We start from the raw sequence: 16373 nt of genomic DNA, 5'->3' as shown, positions 1-16373 counted from the left end.
GCGGATCGGATGCTGCGCGTCAGCGCGCCACGATCTTCTCCAGGTCGGTCGAGAGGCCGTCGTACACGGCCGGCTTCGCGCGGCGAAGGTAGGCGGCGTAGCCGATGCCGCCGATGAGGGCAGCGACGAGCAGAAGCGGGAGCAGGTTGATCCAGAGCTCATCCGAGCCCGCCACGATGTTGAAGTTGAACACCGCCAGCACCGAGATCGTGGCGATGCCGAGGAAGCCGAGCCCCGGTGCGATGAGAGTGCTCCACAGGCGGCTGTCGCGCTGCCGGCGGAAGTGCACGACGATCGAGAGCGCAGCGAGGCCCTGCAGGATCAGCACGCTGAGGGTGCCGAACCCCAGCATCGCGGGGACGAGCGTGACGATCGGATCGGCGCCAGCCGCGAAGAAGAGCAGGGCGACGATCGCCGCAAAGCCCGCCTGCACGATGCCGGCGACCTGCGGAGCGCCATTCGCCCTCGTGCGGGCCAGCGCACGGGGGAGCACGCGGGCGCGACCGAGCGAGTACAGGTAGCGGGCGGCGGAGTTGTGGAACGCGAGCATCGCGGCGAACAGACTCACCAGCAGCAGGAGCATCATCACGACCGTGAGCGTTTCACCGAGGTACTGCTGCGAGAGCGAGAAGATCAGATCGCCCGTCGGCAGGTGCTCGAGGGCGACGTTCTGCGCCTGCGCGACGCCCGTGGCGCTGACGACCGCCCACGTGGTGACGCCGAGGATCACGCCGATCGCCGCGATCGAGGTGTAGGTCGCCCGGGGGATTGTACGGAGGGGACGTTTGGCCTCCTCACTGAACAGGGCGGTGGCCTCGAAGCCCAGGAAGCCGGTCGCGGCGAGCAGCAGGCCGATCGGCAGCGAGCCGCCGAAGATCGCCTCGGGGCTGAACGCCGACACGTCGTAGCCGGTCTGCACGAGCACAGAGACGTCGAACACGACGAGCATGAGCACTTCCAGCACAAGGCAGACGCCGAGCACCTTCGACGAGAAGTCGACGCCGATCCGCGCGAGCACGAAGCACACGACGATCGACAGCAGACCCCAGATGATCCAGCTCATGTCGAAGCCGGTGAGGTCGCGGATGATCGTCTGCATGAAGAAGCCGCTCGTGCCGATCGTGCCCACGACGAAGAAGTTGTAGCCGAGAGTGGCGATGAGCCCGGCGACGAGGCCGCCCGTACGTCCCAGCCCCTTCACGACGAAGGCGTAGAAGCCACCGGCGTTCACCAGCTGCTTCGACATCTGCGCGTAGCCGACGGCGAACAGCAGGAGGATCGCCGCGACCGCGAGGAAGGAGAAAGGCGTGCCGCCGCCATTGCCGAGGGCGATCGCGAGCGAGGCGACGACGACGACGCCCGTGAGCGGTGCGACGGCGGCGAGCACGAGGAACACGATCCCTGCGACGCCGAGCGCGCCGGGGCGGAGGGAGGTGCTTTCTGAGGTGGTGGTGGCGGTCACGTCGGCTCCTTTGCTCATGTGACGAACGTCGATCCCGCTCCTCTCGGGCAAGGCGCACCGTGCGAGGGGTGCGGCGCTGCGGGTCTGTCCTGAGTCTGCCCTTCGCGCACGGGTGTGCCTTGCCCGTGAGCGAAGAACGATGGTGCCAGCGCGCACAGCCGCACACTCCGGCTCTGCATCCGGTCCACGGGCGCATCAGGATGTGTCCAGAACATCCGGAGGGGGTGGCGATGGATCTGCGACTGCACGGGCGAACCGCTCTCGTGACAGGTGCCGCGAGCGGCATCGGACGTGAGACGGCTGCGACGCTGAACGCAGAGGGAATGCGCGTCGCACTGCTCGACCGTGATGCCGCAGCGCTCGCCGAGACCGCCACGATGCTTCGCGCGGGCGGCGGCGATCCGGTCCTCGTCGGCGCTGACGTCACGGATGAAACCGCCGTGCGCGCGGCCATCGAACAGGCCGTGGATCAACTCGGCGCGCTCCACACGGTCGTCTGCTGCGCGGGGATCTCCGGACCGGTCGGCGCGTCGATCGAACGCACGAGCCGGGAAGAGTGGGATGCCGTGTTCGCGGTGAACGTGACGGGCACCTTCCTCGTGGTAAAGCACAGCCTGGCCGCACTGCGTCAGGCCGACGAGGCATCCATCGTCGTGCTCGCGAGTGATTCCGCCTCTGTCGCCTCTCCGGGAATGGTGCCCTACTGCGCGTCGAAGGCCGCGCTCGTGCAGTTCGCGCGGGCGCTCGCCGTGGACCTCGCGCCGGACGGCATCCGCGTGAATGCCGTGTCTCCCTCGATCGTCGACACCCCGATGAGCCGGAGCGACCTCGACGTGGAACCCGGATTCGCGGGCGTCGGTTTCCCCGTGCATACCCCGGCGGAGATCGCCGCGCACGTCGCCTACCTCGCCTCACCGATCGCCCGCGGCATCAATGGCACGCAGCTGCTGGCGGATTTCGGGTACGGAGCGCGGTCGGGGTTCCCAGCCTGAGAACTCGGCGCCGCAGCGGCGCCACACACACCAAGGAGTGAACATGAGTCAGACCATCGGATCGAGCGTCGCAGGACGCGTCGTCGTGATCACGGGAGGTGGCACCGGAATCGGCGCCGCGATCGCCGAACGCTACGCGGCGGAGGGAGCGCACGTCGTCGTCGTCGGACGGCGCGCAGAACCGCTGCAGGCCGTCGAGCGTGCGGTCGGCGCGCGGGCGATTCTCGCGGATGCCGCCGACACCGCCTCTGCGCAGGCGGCCGTCGCCGAAGTGCTCGCGCACTATGGGCGCATCGATGTGCTCGTCGCGAACGCCGGAGGGCACGGGTTCGCGCCCGTCGGAGAGACCGACGACGCCAGCTGGGATGCGGCGCTGCGCGCCAACCTCACCACCGCCTTCACGATGGCGCGGGAAGCCCTCCCCGCGCTGATCGAGGCGAAGGGGCAGATCGTGATCATCTCGTCGCTCGCGGGACTCTTCGCCGGCCCCTCCGTCGCCGGCTACACCGTCGGCAAGCACGCCCTCATCGGACTCACCCGCACGCTCGCGCGTGACTACGGGCGCCACGGCGTGCGCGTCAATGCCGTGTGCCCCGGCTGGGTGCAGACACCCATGGCCGATGAGGAGATGGACGAGTTCGCCTCGCACGCGGGTCTCGAATCACGAGAGGAGGCGTACGCCACGATCACCGCCGATGTGCCACTGCAGCGTCCCGCGCACCCCTCGGAGATCGCGTCGATCGCGCGGTTCCTCGGATCGGGAGAGTCGTCGTACATCACGGGTGCGGTGATCGTCGCTGACGGCGGCGCGCACGTGGTCGACGTGCCGACCATCGCCTTCGCGCACGCGGGGATGTAGCGCGGGGGAGAAGGGCTTCGGTGCTCAGTCGATCGTGAGGGTGAGGCCCTGCTCGTCTGCGGCGACGACGATCTGAGTCAGGTCGTCGACGTGGAAGTCGGGGGTGTGCGCCGTCGCGTGCGGGCCCACGCCGATCACGCGCATCCCGGCGGCCTTGCCTGCCTGGATGCCGGCGCCGGAGTCCTCGAAGACGACGCAGTCCGCCGGGTCGATGCCGAGCAGCTTCGCGCCGAGCAGGAAACCCTCGGGATCGGGCTTCGACGCCGACACGTTCTCTGCCGTGACGGTGAGAGCCGGAACCGTGAGCTGCGCCTCGTTCATGCGGGCGTTCATCAGAGTGATGTCCGCCGAGGTGACGATTGCGTGCGGGTGCGGCAAAAGCGCGGCGAGCAGCGCAGCCGACCCTGGGATCGCGACGACGCCCACGACATCGTTGCTCTCGTTGGCGAGCATCTCCTGATTCTCGAGGAGATTGATGGAGTGATCGCGCTCGGGAAGCAGGATCGACATGCTCTGGTGTCCCTGCCGGCCGTGGATGACGCTGAGCACGTGCGCGGGGTCGAGCCCGTGCGGCTGCGCCCAGGCGAGCCAGATCCGCTCAACCGCCGCTGTCGAGTCGACGAGCGTGCCGTCCATGTCGAGAAGAACGGCACGGGCACGGATCGTCTGGGTCATGCCCCCAGAGTAGCCGTGCCCGCAGTCCGTGCCCGACACCGCTGTCAGCCGCCGAGGTACGCGCGGTGAAGCAGCTCTCCGTCGGCAGCGAGGGTCTGTGCATCGCCCTGGAACGACACCCGGCCCCCGGCGACGACGAGCGCCTCGCGTGCGAGCCCGAGCGCGAGCTGCGTGAACTGCTCGACGAGCAGCACGCCGACGCCCGACTCGGCGATCGAGGTCACGATCGGCATGAGCCGCATGAACACGACGGGCGCGAGCCCCAGCGACATCTCATCGATGAGCAGGATGCGGGGCTTCGCGGCGAAGGCGCGAGCCAGCACGACCATCTGCTGCTCGCCGCCCGAGAGCAGCGCGGTGGGGGAGTCGATGCGCTTCTCGAGTTCCGGGAACATCGCGATCGCGGCGTCGACCTCTGCGGACGTGCGCGCCGTGAGCGACAGGTTCTCGCGCACCGTGAGCGACGGGAACACCGCACGCCCCTGTTCGATGTGCACGATGCCCCGCCGCGCACGCGTCACGCGCGACAGCTTGTCGATCGGCTCGCCGTCGAGCAGGATGGTGCCCGACGAGTGCGGAGTCACCCCCGAGATGGACTCGATCAGACTCGTCTTGCCTGCACCGTTCGGGCCGACCAGCGCGAGCACCTCACCGCCCGTGACCGCCAGCGAGACGTCCGAGATCACCGGCCCTGCCCCGCGCGTCACGGTGACGGATTCCAGCACCAGTTCGCTCATTTCAGCAGCTCCGTCTCACCCATGTAGGCCTTGATCACGTTCGGATTCGCGAGCACCTCGGCTTGCGGTCCGCTCGCCAGCACTCGCCCGAAATCGAGCACCGTGAGGGTCGGGCACACCGAGCGCACGAGGTCGAGGTCGTGCTCGATGATGATGAGCGCGACGCCGTAGCGCTCGGGCAGCTCGCGCAGCCGTGCGGCGAGTGCGAGGTGCTCGTCGTGTGAGAGACCCGCGGCGGGCTCGTCGAGAATCAGCAGGCGCGGGCGGGAGATCACGTTCGCTGCGACCTCCACGAGACGCCGCGTGCCCACATCGACGCTGGCGAGCCGGGCGCGCGCGGGAGGGCAGCCGAAGAACGCCAGCACCTCGTCGATGTCGGAGGACGCAAGCCGGCGCCGCGCGACGAACCGCACGTACGCGCCGATCGTGAGCTCCGGCGGCACGCGATCCTGCTGGAAAGTGCGACGAAGCCCCAGACGGGCGCGCCGGGCAGGTGACAGCCCTGCGAGATCCCGACCGCCGAGCAGCACACGCCCCGTGTGCTGCGGGAGGAAGCCGCTGAGCGCATCGACGAACGTCGACTTGCCCGCGCCGTTCGGGCCGATGAGACCCATGATCGACGCGGCCGGCATCTCGAAGGTCACGTCGTCGAGCGCCTTCAGCGCACCGAACTGCACAGTGAGCCCCTCCACCGTGAGCACCGGCTCTCCGGTGAGGAGCGCGGGATCGACGGCCGCGGTGGTCGTCGTCGTGATCGCGGTGGCGTCCGGCGCCGCATCCGTGGGCAGCGCCGACAGGCGGACGCTGGCGATGCGACGGTCCTGGCGCTTCCAGAGCAGATTGCGGATGCCCTGGCCGAGGTTCGTGCCGCTCGTCAGCGCCTGCACGCCGAGAGCGCCGAAGATCACGAAGCCCCAGTCCTGGGGAACGCCCCACCGCTTGAGCAGCTCGGGAACCAGCACCCACAGGATGCCGCCGAACACCGCCATGTCGATCAGATGCGCTCCCGACATGACAGCGAGCACGTACAGGGCCAGCGACTGCAACGGCGTGAAGCTGGAGGCGAACGGCATCTGCACCTGTCCGGCGAGCAGCCCGCCGGCGACGCCGCCGAGCGCAGCCGAGACGGCGAACGCCGAGAGCTTCGCGCTCTGCACGCTCTGCCCGGCGGCGGCGGTGCCGCGCTCCGAGAACGCGACGGCCTTCCAGCTCGACCCCCAGCGTCCGCGCTGCAGGAAGAAGACGACGAGGCAGCACACCACGAGCACGATGATCGCCAGGAAGAAGAACTGCTTGTCGCTCGCGAACATCGCCGGACGCTCCACGGGGATGCCCTCGGCGGAGCCGGGGAACTGGATCTGCACGAGCGTGACGTCCGCCGCGGCTGCGAACCCCAGCGTCACGACGGCGAGGTTCACTCCGCGCAGCCGCAGGGCGGGAAGCCCCACCAGCATGCCGACGCAGGCCGCGGCGGCCGCGCCCGCGATGAGCCAGACGAGGAAGCCGCCGGGCGCCTCCTGCCGGCTGAGGAGCGAGACGACCCAGGCGCCGACGGCGGCGAAGGTCAGCTGGCAGAGCGCGATCATGCCGGCGGAGCCTGTCACGATGCCGAGTCCGAGGATCGCGATCGATGCCGTCACCGCGCTGATGGCGAGGAAGACGAAGTACCCGGGGAGAACGCCCGAGAGCACGAAGCCCAGACCGATCGCCGCAAGACCGACGAGGAAGGGCCAGGTGTTGCGGAAGACCGCATTCTGCGCGAGCGGTGCGCGTGTCGAAAGAGCGTCAGCGTGCGGCATCCCACACCTCCTTGCGCTGCGTCCAGAGCAGCAGAACGACGATGAACACGAAGGGAAGGAAGTTGCGCACGAGCGCGACCTGATCGATCTGCGCGACGAGCCCGCCCAGCACACCGAGCACGAGCCCGCCGATGACGGCGAGGTCGAGGCGACGGAAGCCTCCGAGGAGGGCCGCGGCCGCCGCAGGGACGATCAGCATCGACAGGCTCGTCGCGTCATTCGACTGTGAGGGCGCGATGATGATGATCGCGATCGCGCTGATCACGCCGGTGACGAACCACACCGCGATCGACAGCGGGCGCGAGCGGATGCCGAGGAGTTCGGCCGTCGTCGGACGCTCCGACAGCGCCCGCAGTTGCGTGCCGACGCGGGTGCGGCTGAGCACGATCCGCACGGCTACGGCGGTGACGATGGCCATGAGCACCGTCGCGACCGTGACCTGGCTGATCACGACGCCGCCGAGCGAGAAGGCAGGGCCGGCGATCAGCGGCGTGAACGGCTGTGGCTTGTTGCCGAAGAGGATGAAGGAGAGCGAGATCAGCAGCAGGAGCGGGCCGACGGTCATCGCCGAGCGGGCGGTCGTGGATGCCTCGGAGAGCCACGTCGCGGCGATCCATCCGATCACGGCGGCGAGGAGCCCTGCGACGAGCACGCCCAGCACCGAGCCGAGCCAGATCGGCAGTCCGATCTCGCGCACGAACCATACGGCGGTGAACGCGCCGAACATCGCTGTCGCGGCCTGGGCGAAGTTCACGACCCGTACGAGCCGCGACATGAGGGTGAGGCAGACGCCGAGGACGGCGTACAGTCCGCCGGCAGCAAGGCCGGCGATGGCGCCTTGGAGCATGGCGCATCCTTTCGGATCAGAGGGGGAAGAGGGAGCGGTCGGTGAGCGGGCTCGGAGGCCACGCCCACCGACCGGACAGGATCACTTCTCGAAGACGAACCAGTCGTCGGCGACCTTCTCCCAGGCGTTCGTGCCGGACTTCAGGATGATCGGCCAGCCCGACGTGTTCTGCGTGCCGAAGGCGTACGGCATGCCCACCATCGGGTTGTCGATCGGAGCCATCCCGCGCAGCGCCTCGGTCACGGTCTCGCGGGTGATGTCACCCTCCATGCCCTCCAGCACCTCGATGAAGTACTTCGCGGCGAGGTAACCGCCCTGGCTGAACGACGTCAGCGGGATGTCGTTCGCCTCCATGAGCTCGCGCCAGTCCTGGTTGATCTCGTTCTCCTCCGTGAAGGGGTAGAACTCTGCGGGCACATAGATTCCGGCGCCCGTGTCATCCACCGCGTCGGCGAAGTTCTCGCTGTAGACGCTCGTGAGGTAGAGCCACGTCACGTCGTCCCAGCCCTGCGCGTTCGCGGCCTTGACCTGACCGATGGCGTCGGGCTCGACGGGGTTGATCGCCAGCGCGGAGCATCCCTGCTCCCGTGCCTTCACGATGTACGGCGTGTAGTCGGATGCGCCGTAGGGGACCGTGTCGTCGATGTACATCGGCTCCTCGCCGGAGATCTCGGTCCACTTGTCGATCGCGGCCTGGTAGGTCGGGCGCGTGGAACCGGCGATCTCCAGCAGGACGCAGATGTCCTTGATGCCGAGAACCTCGGAGCCGTAGAGCAGCGTGAGGGTCATGTCGTTGAACGGGCCGACGTTCGCAGGGGAGATGTTCTCGCTGGCGAAGCATCCGGTGTCCACGCCGATGCCGGGCATCGAGAGGATCCCCTCCTGCTCGTAGTACTTCGCGTTGATCTCGCACTCGATGAGGCTCGCCGATCCGACAAGCGCGACCGCGCCGTCGCTGCCGACGATCTCGCGCGCGGACGCCGTGGCCGTGGCCGGGTCGCCCTTGTCATCGAGCATCTTGTACTCGATCATGCGGCCGTTGAGGCCACCCGCCTCGTTGAACGCATCGAACACGGCCGCTGCGGCCTGCGATGCCTCCGGGAACGTGGCCGGGCCGCTGATCGTGTTGACGGATCCGACGACGATCGGAGCGCCTTCGCCGCCTCCGCCGCCCTCGGCGCCGCCCGCGCAGCCGCTGAGGGCGAGTGTGCCCGCGGCCAGGAGCGCCATTGCTCCCGTGATTCTTCTGTTCATGCTGTCCTGCCTCTCGATGTGTGTGGTGCGGTGGTGCGGGTCTTCGGTCTAGGCCCGGAGTGCGCGATTGACCATCTCGGTGTCGGTGAACTGCTCGAAGGCGACGACCTGTCCGCCGTCCAGTCGCCAGACGTGCGCGACGCGGGCTTCGAAGTGCCGGCCCGTTGCCTTGTAGGTGCCGGAGTAGAGGCCGATGCCCACGACGACGTCACCGCCGTCGATGACCTCGTCGATCGCGACGGTGTAGCCGTCCCATTCCTGCTGGATGCGGCCGAAGACGTTCTCGGCCACCGCATCCGGACCGACATAGGTGCCCGCGTAGGGGAAGCCTGCGGCCTCGGTCCACCGGATGCCCGGCGCGAACGGCGCGAGCATTCCGGCGAGGTCGCCGCGGTCGCTCGCGTCGTAGTGGGCTCGGATGATGTCAGCGTTGCTCATGGGTTCCTCTCAGATGGGCTGGGCGTCGGGGTAGGCCACCGCGCCCAGAGGGTAGATGTGGCCGCCGCCGCGGGAGTGCTCGGACGCGCCGTCGCCGTTGAGTCCGAGGAAGATCCCGGTGGTCATGAGCTGATAGCCGAGATCGTGCAGCCACACGCTCGCGACGGCAATGCGGAACTCGCGGAAGCAGAACAGGTAGAGGCCGTCGGCGAACTTCCAGACGGTGGAGAGATCCATGTCGCCGTGCCCGCGCTGCACGCCCTCCAGGCACTGCCAGGCATAGCGCTGGCTCGAGACATAGACGTGCTCGTAGAGGTGGACGGGGCTGTACCGGTACAGGTTTCGTTTGCCGATGAGGTCGCGGCTCGCACCGGGCACCTCGCCGGTCGCGGGACCTGCGTCAGTCACGGCCGCCCAGAACTCCTGACCGACCTGAGGGGTTCCGGCCGTCGCCTCTGCGGCGATCCGCGAGCGCACGACGGTCGCGCGGTGTGTCGTCGTCGAGTAGACGATCGTGATCGCCTCCCTCTCGCGGCTTTCGAGCGGGATGTTCACGAACCGGATGTCGGCGCGGACCGCGACGGCGTCGTAGGGGTCACGGCCGGCCGTGCCGAACCCTTCCCAGGCGACCGTGTCGTCGTCGAAGCGCAGGGCGAGTGTCGTGGCGTCGTCCAGCGTCAGCGTCAGTGACGTATCGCCCAGCGTGATGTTCGGCAGCCGGAACGTGTCGATGCCCGCCGCGAACTGGTCGTACGTGCGCCACTCATCCAGTGCGGGATCGTGCGCAGCATCCGGCGTCGTCGTCGATGAGGTCATGAGCGTCCCTTCGGCACAGACCTCGCCTCGGTGCGGGTCTTGCCTCATGCTCGATCGACGGGCACGCCACGCTCAAGGCATGGGCGGCTTTCGCGCGCCGAGAGTCAACCGGCGTGCCCCCACGGGCAAGTGCGCCCGGCGGGACGGGAGGGGCAGTCAGTGCCCGGCGCGGTACTCGCTGGGGGATACGCGGAACGCGGCTTTGAACGCACGGCTGAAGTGCGCGGCATCCACGAAACCCCAGCGGGCGGCGATGGCCGCCACCGGACGCTCGGCGAGCAGCGGGTCGAGCAGATCGCGACGGCACTGCTCCAGGCGGCGCTGGCGGATCCACGTCGACACGGTCGTGCCCTGTGCCTGGAAGAGCCCGTGCAGATGCCTGGTCGAGATGTAGTGCGCGGCGGCGATCGATGCCGGTCCGAGATCGGTGGAGGCGAGGTTGCGGTCGATGTACCCGCGGATGCGCTGCGTGAGCGCCCGGTGGGGATCGGCGGATGTCTCATCGAGGCCGAGCTCGCGAGTGAAGACCGTCGTCACCAGGTCGAGCGCACTGTGTGCCAGGCGTGCCCCGGTCGCTCCAGCCAGCTGGTCGAGGTTCGAGGCGAGCTGGGTGAGATACGGCGCGACGACCGAGCCCAGGCCCTCCTGCCCCGAGATCCGCACGGCGGTGAGCTGCCCGATCATGTCGGGAGGAAGGCTGATGAGGTGCTTCGGGAACATCACGACCATCGTGCGGAAGTCCTGGTCGAACACGAGGGAGTACGGGCGGTCGGTGTCGTAGATGGCGAGGTCGCCCGGGGCGAGGACGGCCTCGCGGTCGTCCTGGATCAGCAGCCCTGTCCCCGCGAGCATCAAGCTCACCTTGAAGTACGAGCGGTCCCCGCGGGCGATGAGCTCGGGCGTGCGATCGACGACGTGCGAGGTCGCGCGCAGGTCGGTGACATGGACCTCGTCGACGGATGCTCCGCGGATCATGCCCCGGAACTGATCGGGTCCGTTGCTGGAGACCTGCAGCGGCACGAAGGACTCCGAGACGGCGGCGCGGAACTCGCTGATGTTGCGCGCGAGCAGCGTCGAGACCGATTCGGCGGGAGCGGCGGAGGTACCGGGCATAGGTCATCACCTCGGGAATTGGATCGACATCGTTGTGTACGATCCGTGTGGGCCGATGCTACCACCGGATGCTGCGGACGGCGCTTGCTCGCCGACACGAAATCGTCCACGTGGCCTCGCTCCCCGCGGGACCATCGCGCCTTCTATGCTGTGGCTCGGGAGGTCGACGATGAGAACCATGGAATCCGGAATCCGCCGCATCGTACGCCAGATCGCGGGAGCCGATACGGCGGAGGCGATGTACGAGGCCGCGGCGCTCCTCGTCGGAGCCGTCTTCTTCGTGATCGGCTTTGGAATCAGCCTGCCGATCTTCTGGGGACGTGAACTCGCCATCACGGGTCCCGGCTCGCTTGGCACCTTCGTGGCGATCGGCGGCGCTGTCGTCGCCGTGCTCGCCTTCACCCTCGGGCGACTCGCGACGCGGCCGAATCAGGAGACCGTGGTTGCCGCGCCCCGACGCGACAGCTTCGCCGACACTGATGACCGTCTCCGCTGGTACGACCTCGTGGCGATCGCCTTCGCGCACGCCGCTGTCGCCTACCTCGGCTGGCTGGGTATTGCGCAGCTGCTGGAGCAGAGCTTCACGGATGCGCCGGTGTTCGCTTTCCCGGGTGCGATCCTCGTGGCCGTCTCGTTCGCGCTGACGGCGTACGTCTGTTTCCTCAGCGCGGTCGCTCTGACGCCGATGGTGCTCTCGCTCGTCCTGGCAGTTTTCCTCGTTGTGGGTGCCTTCGCCAGCATGCTCGCCTCGACCGATCCGCACTGGTGGCGCGACAATCTCTCTGCGCTGGGCATGAGCACGAATGTGTCGTCGCTGGCTTTCAATGGCACGCTCGTCATCGCCGGTGTCATGGTCACGACCATCGCGCGCTACGCGACGGCCGGGCTTCCTGTCGACGATCGGGCACAGCGACGAGGCCGCCTCGTCGTGCGCGGCGGCCTGATCCTGATGGGCATCTTCCTGGCCTGCGTCGGCATCTTCCCGGTCGATGAGTTCTTCGTGCTCCACAACACGGTGGCCACCGGCATGGCGGTCGTCTTCGCGGTCGTCGTCGTGGGCCTGCCGTGGTTCCTGCCGACGATTCCTCGCGTGTTCGTGGCGCTCGGCTGGATCTACGTGCTGGTGATCGTCATGCTGGGGGCGTTCTTCGCCGTCGGCTACTACAACCTGACGGCCGTGGAACTGATCGCGGCGGTGCTGATCTTCTCGTGGATCATCGTGTTCCTGCGCACGGCAGGGTCTGCCGGTGCCGCTGGTGTCGACGCATCCGGATCAGTGCGCACACCGGCAGGAGTCGCCTCCGCCGCATCCTGACGGGGCAACCTCCGCGTGGGCCTGGGAGGACTCGGGCACGTCCATCGCGGGGTTCTGGTCGAGGAAGCCGTAGGGCTTGAACCAGAATCCGGCGTAGTCGACGGGCATGATCGGCCAGTCCTCGGGCCGGGGGATGTGCGTGAGCCCGAAGGTGTGCCAGAGCACGATGTCCTCCCCGTCGAGCGGTCGGTCACCAGCCGTGTACGCGGGAAGACCGGCGCCGCCCTGGTGGGCGTTCGGATAGCGTCCGGCGGGCCAGAGCTGTCCCTGCTCATGCTGAGTCGCCCAGAGGTGCTTGGTTGCGAAGGCCGCGCGCGCGGCGACCGAGGACGCAGGATCCGCCATGAGCAGCGCAGTCGGCTGCGGCATGAGGTGGTACGCGGTCGGGCGGCCGACATGGTTGGTGCGTGAGGCGCTCTGCACCTCCCAGACGCGCGCCGCAGAGGAGTCCGCCTCGCGCTGCGCCGCGTGCTCGGTGGCGAGCAGCGTCTCTGACCAGGTGAAGGCGTTGCCGAAGGGGTTGTCCGGTCCCATCGGCACGCGCTGCGCGTCGACTTCGACGAGGCGGTTGTCCTCGCCGTCGATCGCCACGTCCAGCCGTGCGCTGAAGAGATGCTGGTGCACGGGGGCGAAGACGCCGGGAGCAAGCTCCGTCGCGTGCTTCTGACGCACGCCGGGTTCGCCTGCACCGACGAAGACGATTCCGGTCGCCTTCGCCGTGACCTCGATCGAACCGTCGAGATAGAAGTGCCAGTAGAAGCCGTAGTCGTAGTTGCCGATCGTCGAGAAGTAGGAGACGACGAAGCGGCGTGAGCGGCGCACATCGCCGCGACCGTCGAGGTTCGTGTGCTTCCAGAGGATTCCGTAGTCCTCCTCGTGCATGCAGATCACGTTGGGGATACGCACCGGGTGGCCGTGATCGTCCGCGACGTAGCCGTCGAGGTACTGGATGACCCCCAGGCAGTCGCACCCGAGCTCAAGGTGATTGGCATTCTTGCCGAGGAGGTACTCGCCGGCATCGAAGTAGCTGATCCAGAAGCGTCCCGGTGCCGTGTCGCCGTAGGGGACGACCATCTCGGGAACACTCGCCCTGCTCAGCACGCTGCGGCCGTCGAAGCGGACATCGTGCAGCACGAGTCCCTCGCGAGAGTTGAAGCTCACGCGCATCGCCCAGTTCTCCCACTCGATGAGAGATCCGGTGACCTCGAAGCTCGGACCCTCGGGCTGCGTGATCTCGATGGGCTTGAGTGTCGTCCGCGCTGCGCCCTGCACCTCCGGGTAGTAGTTGCCGTGGCCGGCGGGCACGGCGACATCTCCGATGTCCTCGACGCGGATGACGGTGTTCGACGTCAGGTCGATGTGCACGATGAGGCCCTCGACGGGGTGCGCCCACGGGGAGTCGTTCTCGTCGTAGCGGAGGAAGGTGAGAGAGCGGATGACGCGGCGTCCGACCTCGTCGGCGCGGCCCGTGTAGCCCGGCGCGAGAGGGGAGCAGAAGGCGAGGTCGCGGTGTGCGGCGAGCCCGCGACGGTCCATCGCGGCCTGCCACTCGGGGGATGCCTTCGCGATCGCCTCGGCGCGCTCGTACTCCTCGAAGAGGTACTGCGGCTGACCGTAGGGTGGTGCGTCATTGGGCACGCGCTCCTGGCGTACGACCTCGCTGCGGGTGATCGAGACGATGACCTCGGTGGCCACGCCGGTGGCGGTGTCGAGAAGTGTCGCATCAATGCGCCGGTCGATGGGCGCGCCAGGTGTCCACGCGGCCAGTTCGCCCTTCGTGGGTTCGTCAGGCAGCAGCATGGGCACACGGACGCTGTCGCCGAGGAGCCCGGCGTCGACGAGGATGCGTCGCGCTGCGGCGATCTCTTCGGCGGTCAGCGGATCGAGCGGGTGCGCCATCGGACGGCGGGCGATCGTGATCGGCTGCGGGGAGTGGTGGGACATCATCGACCTCACTATTTCGAGCATCTGCTCAATAAAACAACTATGGCGATGCTACGACGTGCGATCGGGGGAGCGCAAGAGGGTGCTGTCAGGTGCGCCAGGGCTCGAGGATCGCGTCGAGCACGGCGAGGTGCGCCTCGGCGTCCTGCGGTTCGGTGACCTCGACGATCTGCTGCCCGTAGGTGATCGCGCGCATCAGCGCGAGCACGGCCTCGCGCGGAGCATCCGCCCTCAGCTCGCCCGACGTGATCGCCTCGTCGATCGCCGCGCGGATCTCGTCCTGCCAGGGTGCCTGGGTGGGGGCTGCCGCATCCGGCGTCGATTCGACAGCCGCCAGCCGTCCCCAGAACCCGACGACCACGTGCGCTTCCGTGCGGGTCGCCGCGTCCACGGGCAGCACTTCGCGCATAAGGGTTGTCAGACGGTCGAGGCCGCGCAGGTCACGGGTCGCGGTGAGGATGCGCTCGTGCGTGCGGCGCGTGACCTCGGCCGCCGCGGCTCGCACGACCTCGTCGAAGTTCGCGTAGTAGTGCCAGAGCGCGCCTGTCGCGACGCCGAGCTCGCGGGCGACGGCGCGTGATGTGGCCTGGTCGTGTCCGTCGCGGGACGCGACGGCGAGCAGGGCGTCGGCGATCTGACGGCGGCGTTCCTCGTGGTCGACGATGCGGGGCATGTCGCCATTGTCGCGCACACCGTGGTGCGGGTCGCGGTCAGGCGTTCCAGACGGCGGGTCGCGGCATCCGCCCTGCCCGCTGCTCCAGGGCCGCCGCCAACGCGATGATGGTCGCCTCGCCGCCCGCTCGGCCGATCAGCTGCACGCACACCGGATGCCCCGTGGCGTCCTGCGTCACCGGCACGACGATCGCGGGGAGCCCCGCGACGTTGACGAAGCTGCTGTACGGCGCGTACCGCACCTGCTGCGAGAAGTTCTCCGCCGGGTCGGTCGGATGGAACCAGCCCACAGGGCGCGCAGGGAGGGCGAGGGCAGGCGTGAGTACCGCGTCGAAGGCGGAGAACGCGGTGATCGTCTCACGCTCGAACACGGTCGCGGCGGCGAGCGCGTCGAGCACCTGGGCGCCGGTGAGGGCGCGGCCCTCGCGTGCGAGCCAGGCGGTGATCGGTTCGACCTGGGCGAGGTCGGCATCCGAGAGCGCCATGCGGGCGGCGCTCGTGCGCCACAGCGTCATGAACATGGCGGCATAGCCGCGTGGACGCCAGTGCAGCTCGTCGACGCCCTGTCTGGCTTCTTCGAGAAGTCTGACCGCGACTTCCACCGCGCGGGCAGCATCCGCATCCAGCGCGATGTCATCATCCTGATCCCACGGCGAGACGGTCGTCACGCCGATGCGGGCAGCCGCCGCAGGCATCGTCGCGGCATCCAGGAACGGCCCCGCACCCGGCGCGCGCGTCGAATAGGAGTAGTCGCGCCCCGTGGTCTGCACGTCCAGCAGCAGAGCGGCATCGGCGACCGTGCGGGCGATGGGACCTGCGACAGCAAGACCGCCGGGGCTGTCGAGCGCTGAGGCGAACGGCACACGCCCCCGGGAGGGCTTGATGCCGACGAGACCGACCGTCGCCGCGGGAATGCGGATCGAGCCGCCACCGTCGGAGGCAGGAGCCAGGGGGAGAAGACCCGCCGACACGGCGGTGGCTGCGCCTCCGCTGGAGCCGCCCGCGCCGTTCGCGGTGTTCCAGGGGTCACGGGCGGGAGGCGCGATCTGGGTTTCGGTGTAGCCGGTCAGCCCGAACTCGGGGGTGTTCGTCTTGCCCAGGCTGATGCCGCCGGCCTCGTCGAGGACGGCGGCGTGGTCGCCGGTGGCATCCGGAACGAAGTCGCGGTGCAGCCGTGAGCCGAAGCGCGTCGGCACCCCGGCACGGGGGACGAGATCCTTGTCGGCGAACGGCAGACCCCACAGTGCGCCCTGTGGCGCCGACGCATCCAGAGCCCGCGCCCGGGCGAGGGCGCGCTCGGACGTGACCTCCACGAACGCGCCCAAGCCGTCATCAAGACGGGCGATGCGATCGAGGTAGTGCGATGTCAGTTCGACGACACCGATCTCTCCGCGGCGCAGCGCGCCCTGCTGTTCGATCGCGGTGAGGTCGTGAAGCGCAGCCATATCAA

General features: G+C 68.7%; 15 protein-coding genes. 3 read left to right on the top strand and 12 right to left on the bottom strand.

Annotated elements, in window-relative coordinates; translation table 11 throughout:
* Window positions 1–19: 19 nt before the first annotated feature.
* Window positions 20–1462, bottom strand: coding sequence for an APC family permease (locus AC1REM_RS14865; RefSeq protein WP_492515309.1), 1443 nt, complete (start codon window positions 1460–1462; stop codon window positions 20–22).
* Between the two features lie 230 nt (window positions 1463–1692).
* Between AC1REM_RS14865 and AC1REM_RS14860 the strand changes: the two genes are divergently transcribed.
* Together AC1REM_RS14860 and AC1REM_RS14855 are read left to right on the top strand one after the other, a co-directional pair.
* Window positions 1693–2454 carry an SDR family NAD(P)-dependent oxidoreductase gene (locus AC1REM_RS14860; protein ID WP_492515308.1) on the top strand — a complete coding sequence of 254 codons (762 nt, stop codon included), beginning with the start codon at window positions 1693–1695 and terminating at the stop codon, window positions 2452–2454.
* Window positions 2455–2497: 43 nt separating this feature from the next.
* Window positions 2498–3313 carry an SDR family NAD(P)-dependent oxidoreductase gene (locus AC1REM_RS14855; protein WP_492515307.1) on the top strand — a complete coding sequence of 272 codons (816 nt, stop codon included), beginning with the start codon at window positions 2498–2500 and terminating at the stop codon, window positions 3311–3313.
* A 24-nt stretch (window positions 3314–3337) separates the two neighbouring features.
* Here AC1REM_RS14855 and AC1REM_RS14850 read toward each other — a convergent pair whose 3' ends face one another.
* The 8 genes from AC1REM_RS14850 to AC1REM_RS14815 form a co-directional block, all read right to left on the bottom strand.
* Window positions 3338–3988 (bottom strand): HAD-IA family hydrolase, encoded by a 651-nt coding sequence (locus tag AC1REM_RS14850; RefSeq protein ID WP_492515306.1) that lies wholly within the window; start codon window positions 3986–3988, stop codon window positions 3338–3340.
* A gap of 44 nt (window positions 3989–4032) precedes the next feature.
* A complete protein-coding gene (locus AC1REM_RS14845) occupies window positions 4033–4725 on the bottom strand; it encodes an ABC transporter ATP-binding protein (RefSeq protein ID WP_492515305.1) in 693 nt (230 codons plus the stop codon).
* Entirely contained in the window at window positions 4722–6524 is a 1803-nt protein-coding gene (locus AC1REM_RS14840; RefSeq protein WP_492515304.1) for a branched-chain amino acid ABC transporter ATP-binding protein/permease, read from the bottom strand. Before AC1REM_RS14840 ends, AC1REM_RS14845 begins: the two co-directional genes overlap by 4 nt.
* On the bottom strand, window positions 6511–7371 hold the full coding sequence (locus AC1REM_RS14835; protein ID WP_492515303.1) for an ABC transporter permease subunit: 861 nt from the start codon (window positions 7369–7371) through the stop codon (window positions 6511–6513). Before AC1REM_RS14835 ends, AC1REM_RS14840 begins: the two co-directional genes overlap by 14 nt.
* Window positions 7372–7452: 81 nt before the next feature.
* Entirely contained in the window at window positions 7453–8625 is a 1173-nt protein-coding gene (locus AC1REM_RS14830; RefSeq protein WP_492515302.1) for an ABC transporter substrate-binding protein, read from the bottom strand.
* Between the two features lie 48 nt (window positions 8626–8673).
* Complete coding sequence (locus tag AC1REM_RS14825; protein ID WP_492515301.1) at window positions 8674–9063, bottom strand: nuclear transport factor 2 family protein; 390 nt, start codon at window positions 9061–9063, stop codon at window positions 8674–8676.
* A 9-nt stretch (window positions 9064–9072) separates the two neighbouring features.
* A complete protein-coding gene (locus AC1REM_RS14820) occupies window positions 9073–9879 on the bottom strand; it encodes a MoaF C-terminal domain-containing protein (RefSeq protein WP_492515300.1) in 807 nt (268 codons plus the stop codon).
* A 156-nt stretch (window positions 9880–10035) separates the two neighbouring features.
* On the bottom strand, window positions 10036–10992 hold the full coding sequence (locus AC1REM_RS14815) for an AraC-like ligand-binding domain-containing protein (RefSeq protein WP_492515299.1): 957 nt from the start codon (window positions 10990–10992) through the stop codon (window positions 10036–10038).
* 178 nt (window positions 10993–11170) lie between these two features.
* Between AC1REM_RS14815 and AC1REM_RS14810 the strand changes: the two genes are divergently transcribed.
* The gene (locus AC1REM_RS14810; protein ID WP_492515298.1) at window positions 11171–12307 is read left to right on the top strand and encodes a DUF998 domain-containing protein; all 1137 of its coding nucleotides are present in this window, start codon (window positions 11171–11173) and stop codon (window positions 12305–12307) included.
* On the opposite strand, the gene AC1REM_RS14805 is transcribed toward AC1REM_RS14810, so the two are convergent.
* The 3 genes from AC1REM_RS14805 to AC1REM_RS14795 form a co-directional block, all read right to left on the bottom strand.
* Complete coding sequence (locus tag AC1REM_RS14805; protein ID WP_492515297.1) at window positions 12266–14254, bottom strand: primary-amine oxidase; 1989 nt, start codon at window positions 14252–14254, stop codon at window positions 12266–12268. The two genes, AC1REM_RS14810 and AC1REM_RS14805, sit on opposite strands and share 42 nt — an antisense overlap.
* An 85-nt stretch (window positions 14255–14339) precedes the next feature.
* Complete coding sequence (locus AC1REM_RS14800) at window positions 14340–14924, bottom strand: TetR/AcrR family transcriptional regulator (RefSeq protein WP_492515296.1); 585 nt, start codon at window positions 14922–14924, stop codon at window positions 14340–14342.
* Between the two features lie 37 nt (window positions 14925–14961).
* A complete protein-coding gene (locus AC1REM_RS14795; protein WP_492515295.1) occupies window positions 14962–16368 on the bottom strand; it encodes an amidase in 1407 nt (468 codons plus the stop codon).
* Window positions 16369–16373: the final 5 nt, after the last annotated feature.

Source organism: Microbacterium sp. GW823-FHT02G05 (assembly GCF_058797175.1).
Note: the sequence above shows the minus strand (reverse complement) of the source record. Positions and strands in the feature narration are given on the sequence as shown.